General features: G+C 62.2%; 19 protein-coding genes. 11 read left to right on the top strand and 8 right to left on the bottom strand.

Annotated elements, in window-relative coordinates; all coding sequences use genetic code 11:
* Nucleotides 1-68 precede the first annotated feature (68 nt).
* Entirely contained in the window at nucleotides 69-308 is a 240-nt protein-coding gene (locus GC119_RS05240; RefSeq protein WP_151952627.1) for a hypothetical protein, read from the top strand.
* Between the two features lie 90 nt (nucleotides 309-398).
* Here the strand turns inward: GC119_RS05240 and udk are convergent, their stop codons facing one another.
* Nucleotides 399-1010 carry a uridine kinase gene (gene udk / locus GC119_RS05235; protein ID WP_151952626.1) on the bottom strand — a complete coding sequence of 204 codons (612 nt, stop codon included), beginning with the start codon at nucleotides 1008-1010 and terminating at the stop codon, nucleotides 399-401.
* Nucleotides 1011-1076: 66 nt separating this feature from the next.
* The gene (locus GC119_RS05230) at nucleotides 1077-2303 is read right to left on the bottom strand and encodes a pyridoxal phosphate-dependent aminotransferase (protein ID WP_151952625.1); all 1227 of its coding nucleotides are present in this window, start codon (nucleotides 2301-2303) and stop codon (nucleotides 1077-1079) included.
* 128 nt (nucleotides 2304-2431) lie between these two features.
* Between GC119_RS05230 and GC119_RS05225 the strand changes: the two genes are divergently transcribed.
* From GC119_RS05225 to otsB, 5 genes are all read left to right on the top strand, one after another.
* Entirely contained in the window at nucleotides 2432-3124 is a 693-nt protein-coding gene (locus tag GC119_RS05225) for a trimeric intracellular cation channel family protein (protein ID WP_151952624.1), read from the top strand.
* On the top strand, nucleotides 3121-3705 hold the full coding sequence (locus GC119_RS05220; protein ID WP_070776714.1) for a DUF421 domain-containing protein: 585 nt from the start codon (nucleotides 3121-3123) through the stop codon (nucleotides 3703-3705). The genes GC119_RS05225 and GC119_RS05220 overlap by 4 nt, the downstream gene beginning before the upstream one ends.
* 135 nt (nucleotides 3706-3840) lie before the next feature.
* Nucleotides 3841-4230 (top strand): ubiquinol-cytochrome c reductase iron-sulfur subunit, encoded by a 390-nt coding sequence (locus GC119_RS05215; RefSeq protein WP_226829274.1) that lies wholly within the window; start codon nucleotides 3841-3843, stop codon nucleotides 4228-4230.
* Nucleotides 4214-4870, top strand: coding sequence for a hypothetical protein (locus tag GC119_RS05210; RefSeq protein ID WP_151952623.1), 657 nt, complete (start codon nucleotides 4214-4216; stop codon nucleotides 4868-4870). The genes GC119_RS05215 and GC119_RS05210 overlap by 17 nt, the downstream gene beginning before the upstream one ends.
* On the top strand, nucleotides 4867-7527 hold the full coding sequence (gene otsB, locus GC119_RS05205; protein ID WP_226829272.1) for a trehalose-phosphatase: 2661 nt from the start codon (nucleotides 4867-4869) through the stop codon (nucleotides 7525-7527). The genes GC119_RS05210 and otsB overlap by 4 nt, the downstream gene beginning before the upstream one ends.
* 39 nt (nucleotides 7528-7566) lie before the next feature.
* Here otsB and GC119_RS05200 read toward each other — a convergent pair whose 3' ends face one another.
* Genes GC119_RS05200 through GC119_RS05190 form a run of 3 tightly spaced genes read right to left on the bottom strand, consistent with a single transcriptional unit; the run spans nucleotide 7567 to nucleotide 10891 of the window.
* Entirely contained in the window at nucleotides 7567-8820 is a 1254-nt protein-coding gene (locus tag GC119_RS05200) for a sensor histidine kinase (protein ID WP_151952622.1), read from the bottom strand.
* Nucleotides 8821-8823: 3 nt separating this feature from the next.
* On the bottom strand, nucleotides 8824-9711 hold the full coding sequence (locus tag GC119_RS05195; RefSeq protein WP_070575887.1) for a response regulator transcription factor: 888 nt from the start codon (nucleotides 9709-9711) through the stop codon (nucleotides 8824-8826).
* A 34-nt stretch (nucleotides 9712-9745) separates the two neighbouring features.
* Nucleotides 9746-10891: a CaiB/BaiF CoA transferase family protein gene (locus GC119_RS05190; RefSeq protein WP_151952621.1), complete on the bottom strand. Its 1146-nt coding sequence runs from the start codon at nucleotides 10889-10891 to the stop codon at nucleotides 9746-9748.
* Nucleotides 10892-10995: 104 nt separating this feature from the next.
* On the opposite strand from GC119_RS05190, the gene GC119_RS05185 reads away from it, so the two are divergent.
* Nucleotides 10996-11268, top strand: a complete 273-nt coding sequence (locus tag GC119_RS05185) for a hypothetical protein (protein ID WP_070575873.1) — start codon at nucleotides 10996-10998, stop codon at nucleotides 11266-11268.
* Nucleotides 11269-11342: 74 nt separating this feature from the next.
* Here GC119_RS05185 and GC119_RS05180 read toward each other — a convergent pair whose 3' ends face one another.
* Nucleotides 11343-13652: a heavy metal translocating P-type ATPase gene (locus tag GC119_RS05180; protein ID WP_151952620.1), complete on the bottom strand. Its 2310-nt coding sequence runs from the start codon at nucleotides 13650-13652 to the stop codon at nucleotides 11343-11345.
* The gene (locus tag GC119_RS05175) at nucleotides 13649-13864 is read right to left on the bottom strand and encodes a heavy-metal-associated domain-containing protein (RefSeq protein ID WP_070575867.1); all 216 of its coding nucleotides are present in this window, start codon (nucleotides 13862-13864) and stop codon (nucleotides 13649-13651) included. The genes GC119_RS05180 and GC119_RS05175 overlap by 4 nt, the downstream gene beginning before the upstream one ends.
* 213 nt (nucleotides 13865-14077) lie before the next feature.
* Here GC119_RS05175 and GC119_RS05170 point away from each other — a divergent pair, with 213 nt between their 5' ends.
* From GC119_RS05170 to GC119_RS05155, 3 genes are all read left to right on the top strand, one after another.
* Nucleotides 14078-15142 carry a DUF418 domain-containing protein gene (locus tag GC119_RS05170; RefSeq protein WP_070575864.1) on the top strand — a complete coding sequence of 355 codons (1065 nt, stop codon included), beginning with the start codon at nucleotides 14078-14080 and terminating at the stop codon, nucleotides 15140-15142.
* A 299-nt stretch (nucleotides 15143-15441) separates the two neighbouring features.
* Nucleotides 15442-15828: an Abi family protein gene (locus GC119_RS05165; protein ID WP_151952619.1), complete on the top strand. Its 387-nt coding sequence runs from the start codon at nucleotides 15442-15444 to the stop codon at nucleotides 15826-15828.
* Between the two features lie 338 nt (nucleotides 15829-16166).
* Entirely contained in the window at nucleotides 16167-16520 is a 354-nt protein-coding gene (locus GC119_RS05155; RefSeq protein WP_226829269.1) for a hypothetical protein, read from the top strand.
* Between the two features lie 51 nt (nucleotides 16521-16571).
* On the opposite strand, the gene GC119_RS05150 is transcribed toward GC119_RS05155, so the two are convergent.
* Nucleotides 16572-17429, bottom strand: coding sequence for an NUDIX hydrolase (locus GC119_RS05150; RefSeq protein ID WP_151952616.1), 858 nt, complete (start codon nucleotides 17427-17429; stop codon nucleotides 16572-16574).
* Nucleotides 17430-17631: 202 nt separating this feature from the next.
* Between GC119_RS05150 and GC119_RS05145 the strand changes: the two genes are divergently transcribed.
* Entirely contained in the window at nucleotides 17632-19290 is a 1659-nt protein-coding gene (locus GC119_RS05145) for a SulP family inorganic anion transporter (RefSeq protein WP_070575846.1), read from the top strand.
* Nucleotides 19291-19318: the final 28 nt, after the last annotated feature.

The raw sequence follows: 19318 nt of genomic DNA, 5'->3' as shown, positions 1-19318 counted from the left end.
CTTTCAAGTTGTAAGGGGTTCAATTCCACGGTGTCGACTGCCCGCGGATCCGCTTCTACTCTTAGAACATGAGTACGCAGCATGAAGTTTCAAAGTTGAAGAAGAAGTGCTGGCAGAAGTTCGGCGGCCTGTCCGTAGGTGCTGTCGGTGTGACTCTCCTGGTACTAGTGCTGGTGTGGAATCAGGACAACCGTATCCAGGCGGTGCTTTTCTGCATGGTTTCGGCTTTCGGGCTGTCAGCCTGGAACGCTATAGATACTTACTACCGCGGCCGTAAGAAGTTGCGTGAGTCTGAAGGGCCAGTCTGAGTAACTGATCAACAATGCGGCGGGAGCGTTCTGCTCCCGCCGCATTCTTAATGCAAAAACAGCAAGTGCTTGTTCGGAATCAGCAGCCGGTCAGCTGACTTCGCGTTCGATCCTGTTGATGAGTGTGTCCAGGGCGACGATGTTGCGTCCGCCTTCGGGGACGATGAGGTCCGCGGTGCGCTTAGACGGGTCAACGTAGAGTTCGTGCATCGGCTTGACCGTTTTGAGGTACTGCTCTTCAACCGAAGCCAGTGACCGTCCGCGTTCAACGACGTCTCGTTGAATGCGGCGCAGAATCCGCACATCTGCGTCCGTGTCGACGAACAGCTTGAGGTCCAGCTGGTCCGTCAGCTCCGGCAGCGCCAGAAGCAGAATCCCCTCGACCACCAAAACCGGGGAGGGCTCCACGCGAATGGTTTCAGCGGCACGGTTGTGTTCGGCGAAGTTGTACACGGGGCAGTCAACGGCCTGCCCAGCGCGCAGCTGCCGAAGGTGATCGGCCATGAGTTCGACGTCGAAGGCCTCGGGGGCGTCGTAATTGGTCACCACCCGTTCGTCCCACGTCAGGTGCGACTGGTCCTTGTAGTAGTTGTCCATGAAGACAACTGAAGAATGGCCGGAAAACCGTTCGAGCAGCGCACGGGTCAGCGTCGTCTTCCCGCTGCCGGTCCCACCGGCAACACCGACCGTAAAACAGGACATCGGGCCTCCAAGAAATCTTTCCCGTTAAGAATAGACGAGCAGCACCCCGCCGAGGCGCCGCCCGGCTTATGCGTGCATGCTCTTCTGGTCGTAGCTGGCCAGGAACTCCTCAAGCCGGTCGAGAGCTTCGGCCAGATCGGTGACGCTGGGCAGGGTGACCAGGCGGAAGTGGTCGGTGTCCTCCCAGTTGAAGGCGGTGCCGTGGCTGACGAGGATCTTCTGTTCGCGCAGCAGGTCCAGGGCGAACTGTTCATCGTCGACAATGCCGAAGCGGTCCTTGTCCAAACGGGGGAACAGGTACAGGGCACCCTGGGCGGGCACGCAGTCCACGCCGTCGATTTCGTTGAGTCTGCGGGTGGCCAGTTCCATCTGTGCGCCCAGGCGGCCCTGCGGCAGCACAAGATCGTCAATCGACTGGCGTCCGCCAAGGGACGCCTGAATTGCGTACTGGGCAGGAACATTGGCACACATGCGCATATCCGCCAGCAGTTTGATCCCGGCAATGTAGTCCTGGGCTTTCCAGTCCGGCCCGGTGATGGCCAGCCAGCCGGAACGATAGCCCGCCACCCGGTAGGCCTTCGACAGCCCCGAGAACGTCAGACACAGCACGTCCTCCCCGGTCAGCGAGGCCATGTTGATCATCTGTGCATCGCCGTAGGTGATCTTTTCGTAGATTTCATCGGCAAAGATCAGCAGTCCGTTCTTGTCGGCCAGTTCCACGATTTTGGTGAGCGTTTCACGCGAATACACGGCACCGGTCGGGTTGTTCGGGTTGATGACCACAATGCCCTTGGTGCGCGGGGTGATCTTCGCTTCCAGGTCTTCGAGATCGGGGTTCCAGTCGTCTTCTTCAAGACAGCGGTAGTGCACCGGCGTGCCGCCGGACAGGGCAACCGAGGCGGTCCACAGCGGATAGTCGGGGCTGGGCACCAGAATTTCGTCACCGGGATTGCACAGTGCCTGCAGTGACAGCGTGATGAGCTCAGAAACGCCGTTGCCCAAGAACACCTCGTCAGAATCGAGGTTCTCAATCCCACGAGTTTCGTAATACTGCACAACCGCACGGCGAGCGGACGGAAGACCCCGTGAGTCTGAATACCCCTGAGCCTCCGGCAGGTGCTTGATCATGTCGACCAGCACCGCATCGGGCGCTTCAAAGCCGAACGGAGCCGGATTGCCGATGTTGAGCTTGAGGATCTTGTGCCCTGCGGCCTCCATTTTCTGGGCTTCTGCCAGAACGGGACCGCGCAGGTCATAGAGCACGTCTTTGAGCTTGTCCGACTGCTTGAACATGGCCGCCTTTCTGCTGTGTGCCTTACACCACAGACTAGGACACCAGGTTCGGGTGAGAGCACGGCCACCGGTCTTCAAGGGCGAGACAGTCCGCGCTGAAAGGGCGGGCAAGCAATAATAGAGGCGCTATGCCGTCGACAGAAATGTACTTCTACATCCTCGACTTAGTGGGCGTTCTCGCGTTCGCCCTGTCGGGGAACCTTCTGGCGTCGCGAAAGAACATCGACCTCACCGGCGGAATCGTGCTGGGCATGCTCACCGCCACGGGCGGGGGAATCGCCCGCGACCTCATCCTGTCCACCCGTCCGGCGGCATTTGAGCACCCCGTCTACCTGCTCATTCCCATAGCGGCAGGCGTCATCGTGTACCTGATCGGCCCGCGCGTCGTGCAGGCAGAACGCGGCATCGTGTTCTTCGACGCCATTGGTCTGGGCGTGTTCGTCGTCATAGGCACTACGAAAGCCCTGCACTACGGCATGCCGATCCTGTCGGCCATTCTGCTGGGACTCATGACCGGCGTGGGCGGCGGCATGCTGCGCGACGTCTTCGCCAACCGGGTTCCGGTCGTGTTCCAAAGCTCTGACCTCTACGTCATCCCAGCCGTCGTCGGCGCGGCCGTGACCGCCGGGCTCTACCAGATCGACCTCATCGCCTGGTGGGCTGAAGTCGGGGTCATTGCAATGGTGACCGTCTTCCGCCTGCTGTCGCTGCGATTCGGCTGGCGAGCACCGTCATCAATGCGCAGCTGGTCAGTCCGGCCCATCACCCGCCGCGCGCTGGGCAGAACACGTGCGCCGGGCAGAAGAGAGGAACAGGAATGACGCCTCCGGTCGGATGGTGGTCCCAAACCGCTGCGAACCTCGGCATCGAACTGTGGCGGGTGCCGTTCATCATCGGTGCCGCCATCGGCATCTACTTCTTCCTGGCGCTGCTGGTGAGACTCTACGGGGCGCGCTCGCTGTCATCGCTGTACATGACCGACACGATTGCGGTCATCATGCTCGGCTCCGTTGCCGGCCGTGTGATCCTCGGCAATAAGCCCACGCTCGCCACGGGCGTCATAGCGTTGGTGTGCATCCTGACGCTCGCGTCGATTATGCGGTATGCCAACCGCAGGTTCGGTGCGCAGTCGCGCACGGCCCCGCACCCCATCGTCGTCATGGCCAATGGCGAAGTCCTCGAAGACAGGCTCAAGCGGGCCCACTTGGCCCGCGTTGACCTCTATGCCGCGCTGCGCCAGAACGGGATCTTCCAACCGCAGGATGTTCGCGGTGTCATCTTCGAGCAGACCGGCCAGTTCACCGTCATCAAAGCGGGCGAGCAGATCGATCCGGAACTGCTCAAGGGCGTTGCCGGTGCCGAGGAAATCCTCGGGCACGAGCCGGGGGACCTCACCGAATAGCACCTGCGGCACAGTCTGGTCGGGACGCAACTGCGCACAGGGGGACGAGGCGGAAGGCAGGCCGCGGGGGCTCTCAGGTTTTGTGAACCCGGCTGTGCGAAGCTGGGCACAAACACTTCGAAGGAAGGAACATCTATGTCCACCATGAGCAGGCGCGATGTATTCAAGGGCGCAGGCGTCATTGGAACTGCGGCAGCCACGGGTGCCGGTCTTGCCGCCTGCTCCAGCCAGGACCTCGGCGAAATCGAACTCAACGCCGCAGATGTTCCCGAAGGCTCGGGCGTCATCAAGGACAACTTCGTTGTGGTGCAGCCGGAAAAGGGCCAGTTCAAAGCGTTCTCCGCGGTGTGCCCGCACCAGGGCTGCCTGGTCAATCAGGTGGACGAAGAGAAGATTGTGTGCCCTTGCCACACATCGCACTTCTCCTCAAAAGACGGCTCCTTCATTTCCGGTGCCGCACAGCAGGGACTGCAAGAAGCTCAGCTGACCCAGGACGGCGACAAGCTGCATGTCTCGGCAAAGTGACGTTTCCAGCCCGGGCGAAGCCCGCGGCTCACAGACAGCGCGCGCAACTGCGGCCGAAGAAAACGAGTTCACCCACTACGGCCGGGTAGCCACGTGGATGATTGCCCGGGGGCTGTGGTCGGTCATCTTCGGAATCGTCGTGGTGTTCTGGCCGCGAGTGGAGGTCGACAGCCCCTTCAACACCGCCGTCGGCGTGCGCACTGCAGCGCTGCTCATTTTGGCCTACATCGTGGTGCAGGGACTCATGCTGCTGGGCCAGGCGGCGAAAACCCCCGCCCTGCGCACCCAGCTGCTGGGGCAGGCCGTTGTGGTCCTGCCCGCGGCAGGCTTTTTGGCCTTCGCGACAGAAGTCGGCGGTGTGCGGGCGGCAATCATGGTGTGGGCGCTGCTGCACGGACTGCTCGAAGCCTGGATCTACGTGCGCGTAAAACACCAGCGGATGTCCACTGATTTCGCAATCGCCGCGGCCGTCCACCTGCTCCTTGCAGTCGCCATGATCTTAGGCTCGAATATGAAAGCACTGTCAGAAATGGGCCTGACCGGTGCTGCCGCAACGATCATCGGGGTGGTCTATGCGGTTGGGGGCTTTACACGCAACAATAGGAAAAACACCGGCGCAATCAGCGAGGATAGGGAATGAGCAACCACGCGCACATCGGTCCCAGCTCAGCCGATGCCCACGGCATCGACGTACAGACGGCTCTGCGAAAACTCGATCCAGAGCTGTTCCGGTTTATCCAGCAGCTGGCCCGTGCCGAACAGCTTCTTGTCGCCACTGACTACGACGGCACCATCGCCCCCATTGTCGATTCACCCGCCCACGCCTACCCGAAAGAAGAATCGGTGCAGGCGCTGCGGGCACTGGCAGAACTTGAGAACACCACCTCGGCAGTGATCTCTGGGCGGTCCCTGCGAGACCTCGCCGCTATGTCGCGACTGCCCAGGGAAGTCCACCTGGTCGGCTCCCACGGCGGCGAAACCGATACGGATTTCGAAGAGTCTCTCTCCCGGTCGGAACAGCACGCGCTGTCGAACCTGCGCCACGGTCTTGCCTCGGTGCACGCGGCCATGCCGACACTCAATATCGAACCCAAGCCCTCCGGCGCGGCCATTCACCTGCGCGGACTCGAAGGTGCCCAGCGCCGCCAGGCAGAAGACGCTGTGGCACGGCTCGAAGCGCTTTCGGGCGTGCGCTCCGTGCGCGGAAAAGAGGTCGTGGACCTCACTGTCGTCGACTCCACCAAGGGCGATGCCCTGAACAAACTGCGCCGCCGTCTGGGCCAGCCGACCGTGCTCTACATTGGGGATGACGCATCGGACGAACCGGCCTTCGCATCGCTCGGCGAAGCCGACCTCGGCCTGAAAGTCACAGAAGCCGCAGCCGAAAACCGGCACGGCGGCGAAAGCGCGCCCGGCGCAGAAACCGCCGCCCAGTTCCTGCTGAGCGGGCCTTCCGAAGTTGCACTCGTGCTGTCCTCGGTCGTGGCGCTGCGGCGGGCGTGGCTGTTCGGCAAAGAGGCCGTGCCCATTGAGCGCTACACGCTGCTGTCCAACGGAACGACAACCGCGCTGGTCGACCCGACCGCGCAGATCTCGTGGCTGCCGCACCCGCTGCCGCACTCGAACTCCCTGTTCTCCGAAATCCTCGGCAGCGACGACGCAGGCTACTTCTCCGTGGTGCCTGCACGCGAACCGAACGCACTGCCCATCTCGCAGCGCTACCGCGATGCCACACACATTCTCGAAACCCGCTGGCAGCAGGTGTCCGTCACCGACTACCTGGCACCCGTTGCCGAGGCCGACCCAGCCGGTTCGGCAGTGCTGGTGCGCACACTCAAAGGCGAAGGCGAAGCGCTCATCCGCTTTGCACCGCGGCCCGACTACGGCGCCTACCCCGTGCGCCTGAAGCTCACCGACCGCGGTGTGCGCGTACGCGGTGCGACAGAAGCCGTTGAACTTGTCGCACCCGGCGTGCAGTTCAAAGTCATCCAGGACGGCGAATCAGAAACCGCTGTCGCTCGCGTCAAACTCGAAGACAGCGCTCCCGTCGTGTTGGCGCTGATCCTCGGTGCGGCTGAAAACACCGCTGCTGCTGTCCTTGAAGACGAAGCAGCTGTGCGCGCAGCCGCGAAAGAAGCATCGCGCGAATGGGTCGGCAAGCTCAGCCTGCCCGAACAATCGCGCGATCGCGTAGGCCGCTCCGCGCTGACACTGCGCGGACTGTGCCACGCACCCACCGGGGGAATCCTAGCCGCCGCCACCACCTCGCTGCCCGAAGGCATCGGAGGAGTGCGCAACTGGGACTACCGCTACACCTGGCTGCGCGACGGCGCTCTCACCGCTTCCGCGCTCGTGGACCTCGGCTCTGCGGCTGAAGCCCGCGGCTTCCTGGCGTGGCTCGAAACGATCATCGAACAGGCTGCCGAACAGGGTCTGACCGTCGAAGAGCTCCGCCCGCTGTACGCGGTCGACGGTTCACCCCTGGTGACCGAAGCTGTTCTCGAACACCTGCCCGGCTATGCCGGTTCGCGGCCCGTGCGCGTGGGCAATGCCGCCGAACACCAGGTTCAGCTGGACGTGTTCGGACCGATTGCCGACCTCATTGTCAGCCTTGCCCGCTTTGACGGCACACTGTCCGATTCGCACTGGTCGCTGCTGGAAGCCCTCGTGCAGGCGGTTGCAAACCGCTGGCACCAAGCCGACCACGGCATTTGGGAAGCCCGGCGTGCCCCCAAGCACAACGTGTACACCAAGGTCATGTGCTGGCAGACGGTCGATCGGGCCCTCGCGGCAGCCGAAGAGTTCGGCCGTCCCGCAGGCGCGGGCTGGCCGCAGCTGCGCGAAGACATCAAAAACGACGTCTGCTCCAAGGGCTTCAACTCCACGGTCGGTGCGTTCACCGTCGCCTACGGCGAAGAAGACCTTGACTCCGCGTGCCTGTTCGTCGGCCTGTCCGGCATGCTGCCGGCAGATGACGAACGCTTCCGCGCAACTGTCGACGCCGTTGAACGCAGCCTGCGCGAAGGACCCACGGTGTTCCGCTACCGCTACGACGACGGCCTGCCAGGGCTTGAAGGCGGATTCCACATCTGCACGTCGTGGCTGATCGAATCTCTGCAGATGGTCGGCCGGACGGCAGATGCGCGCAATCTGTTCAGCCGCATGGAAGCGCTCATCGGGCCCACGGGCATGCTGCCGGAAGAATACGATCCCGTAGCAGAACGGCACCTGGGCAACACACCGCAGGCCTACAGCCACATCGGGCACATCAAGGCGGCACTCGCCCTGAGCGAGTGAGCGTCACGCCGGGGTGCTTGAGGCAGGGGAGCGGCTGTCTCAGCTGGCCAGGGCGCTCTTGCTCCATTTGAGGTCGGTTTTCGCACCTCCGGTGTGACCGGTGCCGAAAACCAGGTCCATGCCGAGCAGCTTCGCCTGCCCCTGTGCGATCACCAGGCCTAGGCCCATACCGCCTCCGCCCCCGCTGGAAAAGCGCGTGGGGCCAAGCGTGAGGATGTCGGTGGGATAGCCGGGACCGTTGTCTTCGACGCGCACGGCCCTGTCTGTTGCGGTGACCGTAATCGGGTCGCTGCCGTGCTTGATGGAGTTGATGACCAGGTTGGAGACGATCCGCTCAAAGCGCCGCTGGTCGGTGTTGATGGTGACATCAGCCAGCGCAAAGTCGGCGTTGATCACGTGCTCGCCGACCGCGCCGGATGACCGCAGATTGCTGATGAGCGCATGCAGTGTGGACGCAACGTGCATGGGCTGAATGTCGACGTGCGCGGCCCCGCCCTCTAGCCGGGACACTTCAAGCAGGTCTTCGACAAGATCCTGCAGTCTGCGGGCGCGCTCCTTGACCAGTTCGGCTGGTCGCGAGTCTTCTTCCAGCAGGCTGGCGGCGGTGATCAGCCCGGTCAGAGGTGTGCGCAGTTCGTGTGCCAGGTCGGCTGTGAAGCGCTGTTCGGTATCGATGCGCTCTGACAGCTGTGCGACGGCGGAGTCAACCGCATCGGCGAAGTCGGCGACTTCGTCGTGTCCGGTGGTGATGACATCGCCGATCTTCACCGAGGTGTCGCCTGCGGCTATCTGCCGGGCGACTTCGGCCCCGCGGGTCAGTCGTCCCGAAAGACTCCCGATTGTCAGCGCGCCGATTCCGCCGATCAGCACCGCACCGAAGACTGAGGCGAAGACAATGCTCTTGTTGAAGCGTTCGCGCATCTGTTCGTATTCGGCTGCTGAGTGGTAGACCGACAGCACTTTCTTTTCATCGCCGACGGTGATCGGCATGGCTGCCCACATGACCGGTTCGCCGGTTTCGGGCAGGTGCCCACGCACTGTGACGGTCCGTCCCTGCCGGGCAGATTCGCGCGCCTGTTCGGGAAGGCGGGGGCTGTCGATGCTGCTGTCCATCAGAAGCCGACCTGACTCGGTGTAGATACTGTGAGCCTGTTCGAGTTTCCATTCGGCTTGCCCGCGCAGCAGGGTGTCTTCGGCGCTGCCGGCGGTGTAGCGCACGATCGCGCCGAGCATGAGCGCTGTGAGCACTACCCCGATGACAAGAACAAGAACGAATTTCAGCCGCAGGGACACGGCTCAGCCTGCAAAGCGGTAGCCGTAGCCGCGGACGGTTTCGATCATGCGGGCACCGATCTTCTTGCGCAGCCGCTGAATGTGCACGTCAACAACGCGTGTATCGCCGGCCCACTCCCAGCCCCACACTGTCATTGCGATCTTTTCGCGTGAGTACACGTGCTTGGGGTCTTCTGTCAGCAGCAGAAGAATGCGCAGTTCGGTGGGGGTGAGGTGGACTTCTGCTCCGTCGACGGTGACCGTCAGCCTGCTGTTGTCGAGTTCGAGAGAGCCCAACTTGGTCGTTGAGCGCGTTTCGGGGCTGCCGGCGGAACCTCCCGGAGTGCCTCGTGACGGATTCGGAAGTCCCGGTGTGGGACCGAGGACTTCCGGAATTGCGCCGGTGCCGAGGATGGGCGCAGTGTCGTTGCGGCTGGCCTCCCACCGTGAGCTTTCGGCAGCGGTCTTCTGCCTGCCCCCGGTGGGGGCGGATGAATCAACGGCATCCTGTCCGACGCGAGTCGAACCGAATCCCATCGCCCCTGTGCCTGCAGTGACGAAACGGCGGACAATTGTGCGGATGCGCGCATTGAGCACCTGCATGTCAAAGGGCTTCGTCAGGTAGTCGTCCGCACCGGCTTCGAGAGCTTGAACGACGTCGATTGGATCGGACCGTGCGGAGATCACAATGATCGGCACGGCTGATTTTTCGCGGATGGCTCGCGTGATGGACGCCCCGTTCATAGTGGGCAGCATGAGGTCGAGGAGCACGGCATCGGCACCGTGTTCGGCCACGTATTCGTAGCCGTCTCGGCCGTCTGCGAAAGTCGTGACCGTATAGCCGAAGCGCTCCAGGGCCAACTGCGTGGTTTCGCGGATCACTTCGTCGTCTTCGACCAAGACAATGTGCATGCCCACCCCTTTCCGATGGGTATTGTACTGAGTTCTAGCGGACAGACCATCCGTGGATGATCCCGTCGATCGGCTGGGCCTCTTTGCTGACTGGGCGGGGGTCCAACCGGCCGTGTGCAGAAAAACGAGGTGCCGGTCGCGGCTGGCTGACACCGTCGACTTCTGTGTACGTGCCCCGGGCTTTCAGCTGGGGGTCTTCGAGTGCCTGTTCCATGGACCACACGGGTGCAACACAGGCGTCGGTGGGGTCGAAGACTTCCGTCCAGTGCGCCAGCGGGTGCTTGGCAATCGCTTCGGCAATGAGCTGGTGGACTTCGGCGAACTTCCGCGGATCGAAACGGGCCTTCTGTGTCCATTCGGGAAGGTCCAGGTGGGTGCGCAGCTCTTCGAAGAACTGCGGTTCCAGCGGTGCCACGGCAAGATATTGGCCGTCGGAGGTGCGGTAGTAGGAGTACGACGGCTGTGATCCGTCGAGGAAGTTCCGCCCGCGGGCGTCCTGCCACATGCCGGTGTCTTTCAGAGCCCACAGCATGGCGGACAGACTTGCCGTGCCGTCGACAATAGCGGCGTCGATCACCTGACCGCGGCCGGTTGAGCTGCGCTCGAAAAGAGCCGCGAGGATGCCGGTGACCAAGAACATGGACCCACCGCCGAAATCGCCCACCAGGTTGAGCGGTACGACTGGTGCACTGTCAGCGCTGCCGATGAGCGAGGCCATGCCGGTGCGTGCAATGTAGCCCATGTCGTGCCCCGCCCGGTCTGCCAGCGGGCCGTCCTGTCCCCAGCCGGTCATGCGGCCGTAAATGAGACCGGGATTGCGTTCGAGGACCACGTCTGGGCCCAGGCCAAGGCGCTCCATGACTCCCGGACGGAATCCTTCGATGAGCACATCAGCACGGTCAATGAGTTCGAGCACGCTTTCGACGGCCGAGGGATCTTTCAGATCGGCTTCGACGATCCTGCGGCCGCGCGCTGTGAGGTCAGACTTTTCGGCTTGGCCCGGCCGATCGATCCGCACAACGTCAGCACCGAGGTCGGCCAGGACCATAGCTGCGTGCGGGCCGGGCCCCAGTCCGGTGAATTCGACGATTTTCAGCCCTGCCAGCGGTCCTGCCGCCTCTGCGGTCTGAGCAGCGCTGCCGCTGCCCGGGCTGTTGCCCGTTGTGCTGTGCTCTGTCATGGTGTCCCTTCCGCGACTGCTTTGTCATCTGGGTCACATATTAAACAGAGGCGCTGACACTGCCGAACAGTGCTTGCCATTCGGACGCGCGTACACTGGACGGCATGGCAAAAGACAAGTCGGTTTCGCAGCGCTCGGGTTCGACCAAGGCTGTGTCCTATAAGGACACGTACACCTTCGGCATCATCACGGCCCTCATCGTGTTCGTGCTGACAATGATCTTCACCCGCGGCTGGCAGTCGTTTGAGCGCTTTGGACTGGTGCTGCTCTACACCGTGATCACGGCGATCGTGGTCACCGGGCTGGCCGCGCTCATGAACTACATCGTGTCGAAGGACAAGACTGAGCACGACCCCGATTCGCCCGTCATGGACTGACACCCCGCTGGGGATTCACTCGCGGCAAGTCGCCTCTCGCTGAGAATCGACTTGCCGCCCAGGAGCAGAACAGCCTATGTGAAGCGCAGTAGGCGCAGGCTGTTGAGAACAACAAAAACCGAACTGAATGCCATTGCCGCACCGGCAATCATCGGGTCCAATTGGCCGGAAGCGGCAATCGGCACGGCCAGCATGTTGTAGATGAACGCCCAGAACAGGTTCTGTTTGATGGTGCGCACCGTCTGGTGCGACAGGCGGATGGCCTGCGGAATCTGCTTGGGGTCGGAGCGCATGAGCGTAATATCCGAGGCCGCAATCGCAACATCGGTTCCCGTGCCCATGGCAACCCCCAGATCCGCTCCGGCCAAAGCCGCAGCGTCATTGACCCCATCGCCGACCATTGCAACTCTGCGTCCGGCATCCTGCAGAGCGCGCACGTGCGCGTACTTGTCGTCAGGCTTCACACCTGAGTGAACTTCGTCAATGCCGATCGAATCGGCAACAGCCTGCGCGGACACCGGGTTGTCTCCTGTCAGCAGGACTGTGCGCAGTCCCAGTCGGTGCAGCTCATCGACCGTGGTCTTCGCGGCGTCTTTGACGGTGTCGGCAACCCACACGCGGCCGCGGAACGCTCCGTCGACGGCGACTGCGACCTCGGTTGCTGCCGGGTGGTTATCGGCCGCTGGCACCTGGACCCCGCGGGAGGTCAACAATGACGAGGTGCCCAGCAGCACCTCGTGCCCGTTCACCTGGGCCTTGACGCCCCCGCCGGGGATGTTGTCGAAGTCGGTGACCACCGGCTGTTCAGCGGAGCCCGAGCCTTTGGTGCGCGGCGCCTCGGCATCCAGTCGGGCAGCTTCTTCGACAATGGCGCGGGAAATGGGGTGCTCACTTGGTGCTTCGGCGGCTGCGGCAATGAGCAGATCAGCTGAAGAAAGATCGTGGGAGACCACACGCATGCGGCCTTCGGTGAGGGTGCCGGTTTTGTCGAGCACAACCGTGTCGAGGGTGCGCGCAGACTCCATAGCCTGCGGGCCGGACACGAGTATGCCCAGCTGCGAACCCCTGCCGGAAGAAGCCGCCAGCGCAGTCGGCGTGGCCAGGCCCAAAGCGCACGGGCAGGCGATGACAAGCACCGTGACCGCAGCGTGCAGGCCGTCGGTCCAGGCGCTGAACACCAAGCCCCACACCAGCAGCGTGGCCAGGGCGATCACGAGAATTGCGGGGACGAAAACAGCGGAGATCGCATCGGCAATCCGCTGCGCTGCGGGCCTGCCGGTCTGCGCGCGGGCCACCAGGCGCGACATTTCAGCCAGTGTCGTGTCGGCCCCAACGCGGTCGGCGCGGACTGTCAGTGTGCCCGATGTGTTCATCGTCGCACCGGTGACCTTCGAACCGGTGCTGACGTCGACGGGGACGGGTTCGCCGGTGAGCATAGATTCGTCAACTGCCGATGATCCGGTGAGCACAGTTCCGTCCGCGGCAATGGATTCGCCTGGGCGGACTTGGAAAACATCGCCCACGTTCAGGTCTTCAGCGGCAATCAGGCGGGATGTCTGCTGGCCATTGGAACCGGTTTCCAGCAGCAGTGCCTCTTTTGCGCCCAGATTGATGAGTTCGCGCAGGGCCTTCGTCGCGTTTGACTTTGCGCGGTTCTCCAACAGCCGTCCTGCCAGGAGAAACACTGTGACGGCAACTGCGGCTTCGAACCATACGTGACTTCCGGGCGGCAGCGCCCAATGCCCGGCTGCCGCAAGCGTCACCGTCGTCCACAGGGAGTACAGGGTTGCGGTGGTCACGCCCACAGAGATGAGCGTGTCCATGGTCGAAGCACCACCGCGTGCCGCCTTGAAGGCCGCCGAGTGGAAAGGCCACGCACCCCACGTGACAACCGGGAGCGAAAGGGCGGCGATCAGCAGGTGCCAGCCGGGAAAATGCCACGACATGACCATCGAAATCACAATGACGGGCACCCCGAGGATCGCGCTGACAATCAGGCGCTTGCGGTAGCCCTGAGGGTCGGGGTTGGGATCGCGGCCGTCGGTGTCGGTGGTTTGGCTATGTGTGGCCTCCGTTTCCCCGGGCGTTGGCTCCGTGTTGCCTGTCTGGTCAGCTGAGTTTTTGGGCTTGGCGGCGTTTGCGGCCTCAGCTTCTGGGGCTGTTGCCCTGCGCGGGTGCAACAGTGATGCACCGTAGCCGGTCTTTTCGACAACGGAGATCAGTTCGTCGTCGGTGACGTCGGAGCTGACCTCGACGTGTGCCGAATTCAGCGGCAGGTTGACCACCGCCTCGACCCCTTCAAGCCGGTTGAGTTTCTTCTGCACGCGCGACGAGCAGGACGCGCACGTCATCCCCGTGATCGCAAGGTCGACTTCGCGGATCATTTGGCGATGGTGTAGCCGGCTTCATCAATAGCTTCGTTGATGTGAGCCTCGGCCAGGGGGAAGGTGGATTCGATGGTCACGGGAGAGACCCCGCCTTCGACGAGTTCGACGTCAACGGACTGCACCCCGTCGATTGCGCCGAGCTCATCCTTCACCGCGTTGACACAGTGGTTGCAGGTGAGGCCGGAAACGTTGATTGTCGTCGTAGTCATGAGCCCTCCTAAAGTTCGGCGATGCCATGTGAGCCATTGCTGAGGCAATAAGCCCAGGAGCCCACTGCGCTGGCGTGTGCCGCTGCACGTGTAGGCCTACAAGATCAACGAAAACAGCCGCCAGAACATTCCTGAATAAATGCTGAGGGGGGGGAATCGGAGGGTTGCTAGTTTACAAGTTCTGACGTGTAGGGAAGTGGGAAAGGCTGCCGCATGGGGAAGCACACGGCGATACAGGCTACGCCGACTAAAGAAAGACTTCTGTCACTTGATGTCCTCCGAGGAGTGGCGTTGTGTGGCATCGCATTTGTCAACGTGATTGAGCTGTGGGGCGTGAACCCGCTCGACCCGCGAGATTCGATCGCCTGGACATGGTTGAACATGCTTTTCCACGAGCGGTTCTTCCCGATCTTCTCGCTGCTTTTCGGCATTGGCTTTGCGATGATCGTTCGCTCTGCGCAAAGGAGAGGGCTGCCGGAGTGGAAGGTTCTTCTGCGCCGATTGGTCCCGCTGTTTGTCCTCGGGCTTCTGCACGGCGTACTTCACGACGGAGAAGCCCTGACGCCCTACGCGCTCATCGGCTTGTTCGTCCTGTGGCCGCTGACGTTTGTGAAGCATGAAAAGCGGGGGATTATCGCCCTTGTGCTCGGTGTCCTCTTGGCCGCCGTGGGTGCCTGGTTTGGCGGCGTGATGCTCATTCCGGGAATGTTCCTTCTTGGTTTTGCCGCTACCGAATGGTCGGTGCCGCAGAGTCTTGATGCAAATGCGAAGAAGCCCGTCGTGGCGCTCCTTATTCTATTGCCCGTCGGTGTTGTTGCCGGCTACATCCAATACCTGGACCGCGCAAAGGCGGGGTACTCTTCGACGTCATCGGTCGTGGGAGTGATCCATGCTGCCCTGTGGATCGCTTTGGTGCTGGTGATCATGCACACTCCGCTGCGCCGTGTAATGGCGGCAGTCTTCGCTCCCTTGGGGCGTATGGCGCTGACGAACTACATTGGCGCGACCCTCGTCATGGTTGCAGCCAAGCCGTTCCTTGCTCCCCCAGAGGATCAGCTCAATTCTCCTGACAGTGTCTTCTACCAGGCGTGGGCGCTCGTGATTGTGATGTTGTTGCTCCAGTCCGTGATCAGCACGCTGTGGTTGAAGAAATTCAAGCAGGGTCCGCTGGAAAAGGGGTGGCGTTGGCTCACTTGGGGTTCCGCCGGGAAAACTCCTTCTCCGTCTCAGCCTCAGCCGCCGACCGCACCTACCGCAGAGTGGCGCTCAGCTGAGTAAGGAACCCATGCACAGTTGACGGAAGTTCTGCTGGCTAGGGGAAGATTGCGGCAGGATCGCAGTTTTTGCCGCAATCTTCCCCCTATTCAGCAGAGATACAGTCCCGCAGCTACAAATTTCGCGGGGAAAAATACATGAGGCATGGACCCTGTTCACCCGGGGACTTTCCATGAGTCTCGTCGGAGCGTTGTCTGCAGGCGGTATTTTAGGTAGAGTTGCCGCATCAAGACCGGTTCCGCTGCTCCTCGTAGCAGTCCAGGGCCGGTCCTCATTTTTCTTCGGACCTCCGAGGGGCTTACGTGGCGCAGCCGTCGAAAAACTTTAGGTCTCATGGTCAGCAGATCGAACTTCTGCGCTTACGCGGTATGCACATTGAAGATGAGGCGATGGCCCGCCGGGCACTCGAGCGCGTGAACTACTACCGGCTCTCGGGATACTGGTTTCCGTACCGTCAAAGGTCGTCGAATGGCGGCCAACGACTCGACGAGTTCATCGTTGGCACTTCCTTTGAGGAAGTGCTTGCCCTATACGAATTTGATGAGCGGCTGCGGGTTGGCGTTTTGACACCCATCGAACTGGCATTTCGTTCGGCCTTGGGGCACGAGCTTGGACGCATCGCCCCCCCTGATCCATTTGAAGCCCAACCTGCTGGGCCCTGTTGCCAGAGATCCTGGTCGCTCAGCTGAACCATCTCGGACCTACAAAAAGTGGAAGCGCCGGTTTGACAAGGAACTGTCCCTTTCGCGTGAAGACTTCGTTGTTTATCACAAGGAGAAATACTCGGGGCAACTGCCCATTTGGGCGGCTGTGGAGGTCATCGACTGGGCGGATTCAAGGGGTCGTTGCAACACCTCTGATCAGCAGAGTGGCTCCTGCGGAACACTGATAGGTTTTCTTCAGTGTCGGCACAAGCATCCGAGGGAGGTCGTTCTCTGTGGATTCTGACGTTGGAAACTGGCTCTTTCACCTTGGGATACTGCTTATCACTGTTCTCACTTGGACCTACTACATTCGCTGCGTGCGGATGAGCCCCAGGTCCGAGGAGTGGTACGACGCAAATACGAACATTGAAATCCCCGGCGATGTTCCCCCAAACCGCGATCTTGCGCTCTACGCGTTTCCGTACTCCACGCTGCTCGTGGCTGCTGTCTCAGTCAGGTGGTTGATCAGCCACCTGAACCTTCCCGAGTTCATTGAAATGATTTATGCGGTCCCGCTGATGGCTGCTTTCGTCATCGGATGCATCGGCTTTATAGGATCAGTTGGCATTCCGTTGCCGTGGCCCTTTGTGCCCCGCTGGGTCGTCGAAATCCGCAAGACCAAGCGTGCTCGAGCCCGTCAGCGCCGCGAAGCGAGGAAGGCAAGCAAGAACAAATAGGCGTGGCTGGCCGAAACCCCGCTGCAGCCAGCTCCCAGTGAACCTGCCGCCCTACAGGATTGCCCTCCCTACCTCATCAGCCAAGCGAACGAGTTCTTCCGGCAGTTCCAAGTACCCCGACCCGTCACTGTTCTCCACAACGAACGGCCGCACCTCGAGCACGTCGCGATCGCCCGCAAGCACCTCGCGAACACCTGCGTGCCCGTGCAGTTCCACAAAAGTGCACAGCTGCGGGGGCATCAGCTGGAGTTCACCAGCAGCGCTCTTCCGCACAGCCTCTGCCGGAGTGATCCACCCGTCGACAGTGGATTCGGCCGACACCCCAAGCACCTCCTGCCCCATAGGACACGCGGCCAGGAAGAACCACGTGTGGAAGCGGCGCGGCTCAACCTCGGGTGTCACCCACACACTCCACGGTGTGAGCCAATCGGTGCGCAGCACTAGCCCGTGCTTGCGCAGAAGATCCGCAAAGGACATCTCTCGCGCATCAACAGCGTCCCGGTCGGCCCGCCACTCATCCGTGTTGAGCGCTGTCAGTTCGCCGCCGTCACTCGCTGTGGCCAGCAGATACCCGGACTCTTCAAAAGTCTCTCGCGCCGCCGCAACCAGCAGCCCCCGCGCTTCATCCGCGGTGACACCCAGCCGCTGCGCCCATTCCTCGGGTGTCGGCCCGTGCCAGGCTTCAATATCCGCACTGTCAGCCGCATCGACCTTCCCACCGGGAAACACGGGCCTGCCGCCGAACACCATCGACGACTGGCGCTTCTGCAGGTACACCTCCGGGCCGCGCTCACCATCACGCAACAAGATCACGGTGGCCGACGGTCGGGGAGTGTCAGGCTCGGCACCGGCCATACGCTCTTTGATCTTCGCCAGCGACTCTGCTGAGAAGTGAATTCTAGGATCCATGCCCTCACTGTATGGCCCCACCAGCAGGCGCGCCACCAGCAGGCGCGCACCCGCCTGACAGAGAAGACCGACCCAGGCGGCACCTCGTGGTTTTCTGCCATACATCACGAGGTGCCTGCCCGGTCCGCCTATAGACTCCAGCTGAGGGCCACTCACCCGGGCCCGGCAGTGGGTGCGGCACGCGGATACAAGGAGCAGATTCATGGGACAGCGGGCAGAAGCAGCGGCACTGCGAGTGGCTCGTCTGTCCCCGCGGCTGTCTGACTATGCGGAGCTGCGCTCCAGCTGGCTGCGCGACATCATGGCAGGTATCACGGTGGGGATTGTTGCGATTCCTTTGGCGCTCGCCTTCGCCATTGCCAGTGGGGCACCGGCGGAAATGGGTCTCATCACCGGGGTTGTGGCAGGTTTTGTTGCGGCGGTCTTCGGCGGTTCCCACGTGCAGGTGTCAGGTCCCACCGGCGCCATGGTCGTCATCCTGCTGCCGATCGCCACGGAATTCGGCTATCAGGCACTGCCGATAGTCGCCATTATGGGCGGGATCCTGGTGATCGCCGCAGCGGTGCTCAAACTGGGGCGGGTGGTCGCATTCATCCCGTGGCCCGTCATTGAGGGCTTCACCCTGGGGATCGCCATCATCATCTTCATGCAGCAGGTGCCCGCCGCCCTGGGTTCGAAACCGGGCGATTCGACCAACGCCATTATTGCGGCCGCCCAATCCTTTGCCCACATCAACATCACCCAAATGCTGTGGTCACTGGCCATGGTCGCTGTCGTGGCCGTCATCATGGTCGGCTCGACCCGCCTGCACGAACGGCTGCCCGGTTCGATCCTGGCAATCATCGCTGTCGCGGTCATTGCTCAGCTGGCCGACGCGCCGCTGGCCGTGATCGGGGAACTGCCCACATCGCTTCCCGCACCGAGTGCCCCAGAAGCCGATCCAGCGCTGCTGCAAGCACTCATCGGCCCCGCAGTCGCCGTTGCAGCCCTGACCGCCATCGAATCGCTGCTGTCGGCCCGCGTGGCCTCCGGCATGACGTCGGCGGGCGCCTATGACGGCGACCGCGAACTGTTGGGGCAGGGCCTGGCCGGGGTCGCCTCCGGCTTCTTCGGCGGCATGCCCGCCACCGGTGCAATTGCCCGCACCGCCGTCAACGTCCGCGCAGGAGCGCGCACCCGCCTGGCAGCTGTGGTGCACGCGCTGTTCCTTGCCGGGGTCGTCTACCTGGCCTCCGGGCTCGTCAGCCAGATCCCGATGGTTGCCCTGGCCGGTGTTCTGCTGGTCACCTCGGTGAACATGGTCGATTATCACAACGCCGGCAGAATCCTTCGCACCAGCAGGCAGGACGCGTTCATCTTTGCGCTCACAGCACTCATCACGGTGTCCTTCGACCTGATCTTCGCGGTGCTCATCGGCATCGCGGTCACCGCCGTCTTCGCACTGCGGGCCCTGTCGAAAACCGCCGCGGTCGAACACGAAGAGATCCCCGAACCCCACCAGCCGGAAGACAAGCACATTGCGATCGTCCGCTTTGACGGGGCACTGTACTTCGGCATCGGCGATCGCATTCTCACTGCCGTCGAGGCCATTGAGGGCATTAACGATGTTGACGTCGTCATCCTCAAACTGTCCCAATTGAGGTTTATGGACTCTTCCGGCGCCCGAGTACTTGCCGAACTCATCAAGGTCTTCGGTCGGCGCAAGATCACAGTCATCGTCAAAGGCCTGCAGGCACAGCACGAGCACCTGGCGAGCTCGACCGGAGTCCTGTCATCGCTTGCCGAAGATGACTACGTCATAGCCTCACTGCCAGACGCAGTTGCCCAGGCCCGCGAAATCGTCGCGGCGAAGCGTGGCTGACTTTCAGCACCGAAGCTATATTGAGACA

It is taken from the genome of Brevibacterium sp. Marseille-P9724, from assembly GCF_902500275.1.
GTDB lineage: Bacteria > Actinomycetota > Actinomycetes > Actinomycetales > Brevibacteriaceae > Brevibacterium.
This window is presented reverse-complemented; position numbering and strand designations above follow the sequence as displayed.

Coding starts and splice junctions, on each gene's coding strand:
- GC119_RS05240 (WP_151952627.1), top strand. CDS start 69: ATGAGTACGCAGCATGAAGTTTCAAAGTTGAAGAAGAAGTGCTGGCAG.
- udk (WP_151952626.1), bottom strand. CDS start 1,010: ATGTCCTGTTTTACGGTCGGTGTTGCCGGTGGGACCGGCAGCGGGAAG.
- GC119_RS05230 (WP_151952625.1), bottom strand. CDS start 2,303: ATGTTCAAGCAGTCGGACAAGCTCAAAGACGTGCTCTATGACCTGCGC.
- GC119_RS05225 (WP_151952624.1), top strand. CDS start 2,432: ATGCCGTCGACAGAAATGTACTTCTACATCCTCGACTTAGTGGGCGTT.
- GC119_RS05220 (WP_070776714.1), top strand. CDS start 3,121: ATGACGCCTCCGGTCGGATGGTGGTCCCAAACCGCTGCGAACCTCGGC.
- GC119_RS05215 (WP_226829274.1), top strand. CDS start 3,841: ATGTCCACCATGAGCAGGCGCGATGTATTCAAGGGCGCAGGCGTCATT.
- GC119_RS05210 (WP_151952623.1), top strand. CDS start 4,214: ATGTCTCGGCAAAGTGACGTTTCCAGCCCGGGCGAAGCCCGCGGCTCA.
- otsB (WP_226829272.1), top strand. CDS start 4,867: ATGAGCAACCACGCGCACATCGGTCCCAGCTCAGCCGATGCCCACGGC.
- GC119_RS05195 (WP_070575887.1), bottom strand. CDS start 9,711: ATGCACATTGTCTTGGTCGAAGACGACGAAGTGATCCGCGAAACCACG.
- GC119_RS05190 (WP_151952621.1), bottom strand. CDS start 10,891: ATGACAGAGCACAGCACAACGGGCAACAGCCCGGGCAGCGGCAGCGCT.
- GC119_RS05185 (WP_070575873.1), top strand. CDS start 10,996: ATGGCAAAAGACAAGTCGGTTTCGCAGCGCTCGGGTTCGACCAAGGCT.
- GC119_RS05180 (WP_151952620.1), bottom strand. CDS start 13,652: ATGATCCGCGAAGTCGACCTTGCGATCACGGGGATGACGTGCGCGTCC.
- GC119_RS05175 (WP_070575867.1), bottom strand. CDS start 13,864: ATGACTACGACGACAATCAACGTTTCCGGCCTCACCTGCAACCACTGT.
- GC119_RS05170 (WP_070575864.1), top strand. CDS start 14,078: ATGGGGAAGCACACGGCGATACAGGCTACGCCGACTAAAGAAAGACTT.
- GC119_RS05155 (WP_226829269.1), top strand. CDS start 16,167: ATGAGCCCCAGGTCCGAGGAGTGGTACGACGCAAATACGAACATTGAA.
- GC119_RS05150 (WP_151952616.1), bottom strand. CDS start 17,429: ATGGATCCTAGAATTCACTTCTCAGCAGAGTCGCTGGCGAAGATCAAA.
- GC119_RS05145 (WP_070575846.1), top strand. CDS start 17,632: ATGGGACAGCGGGCAGAAGCAGCGGCACTGCGAGTGGCTCGTCTGTCC.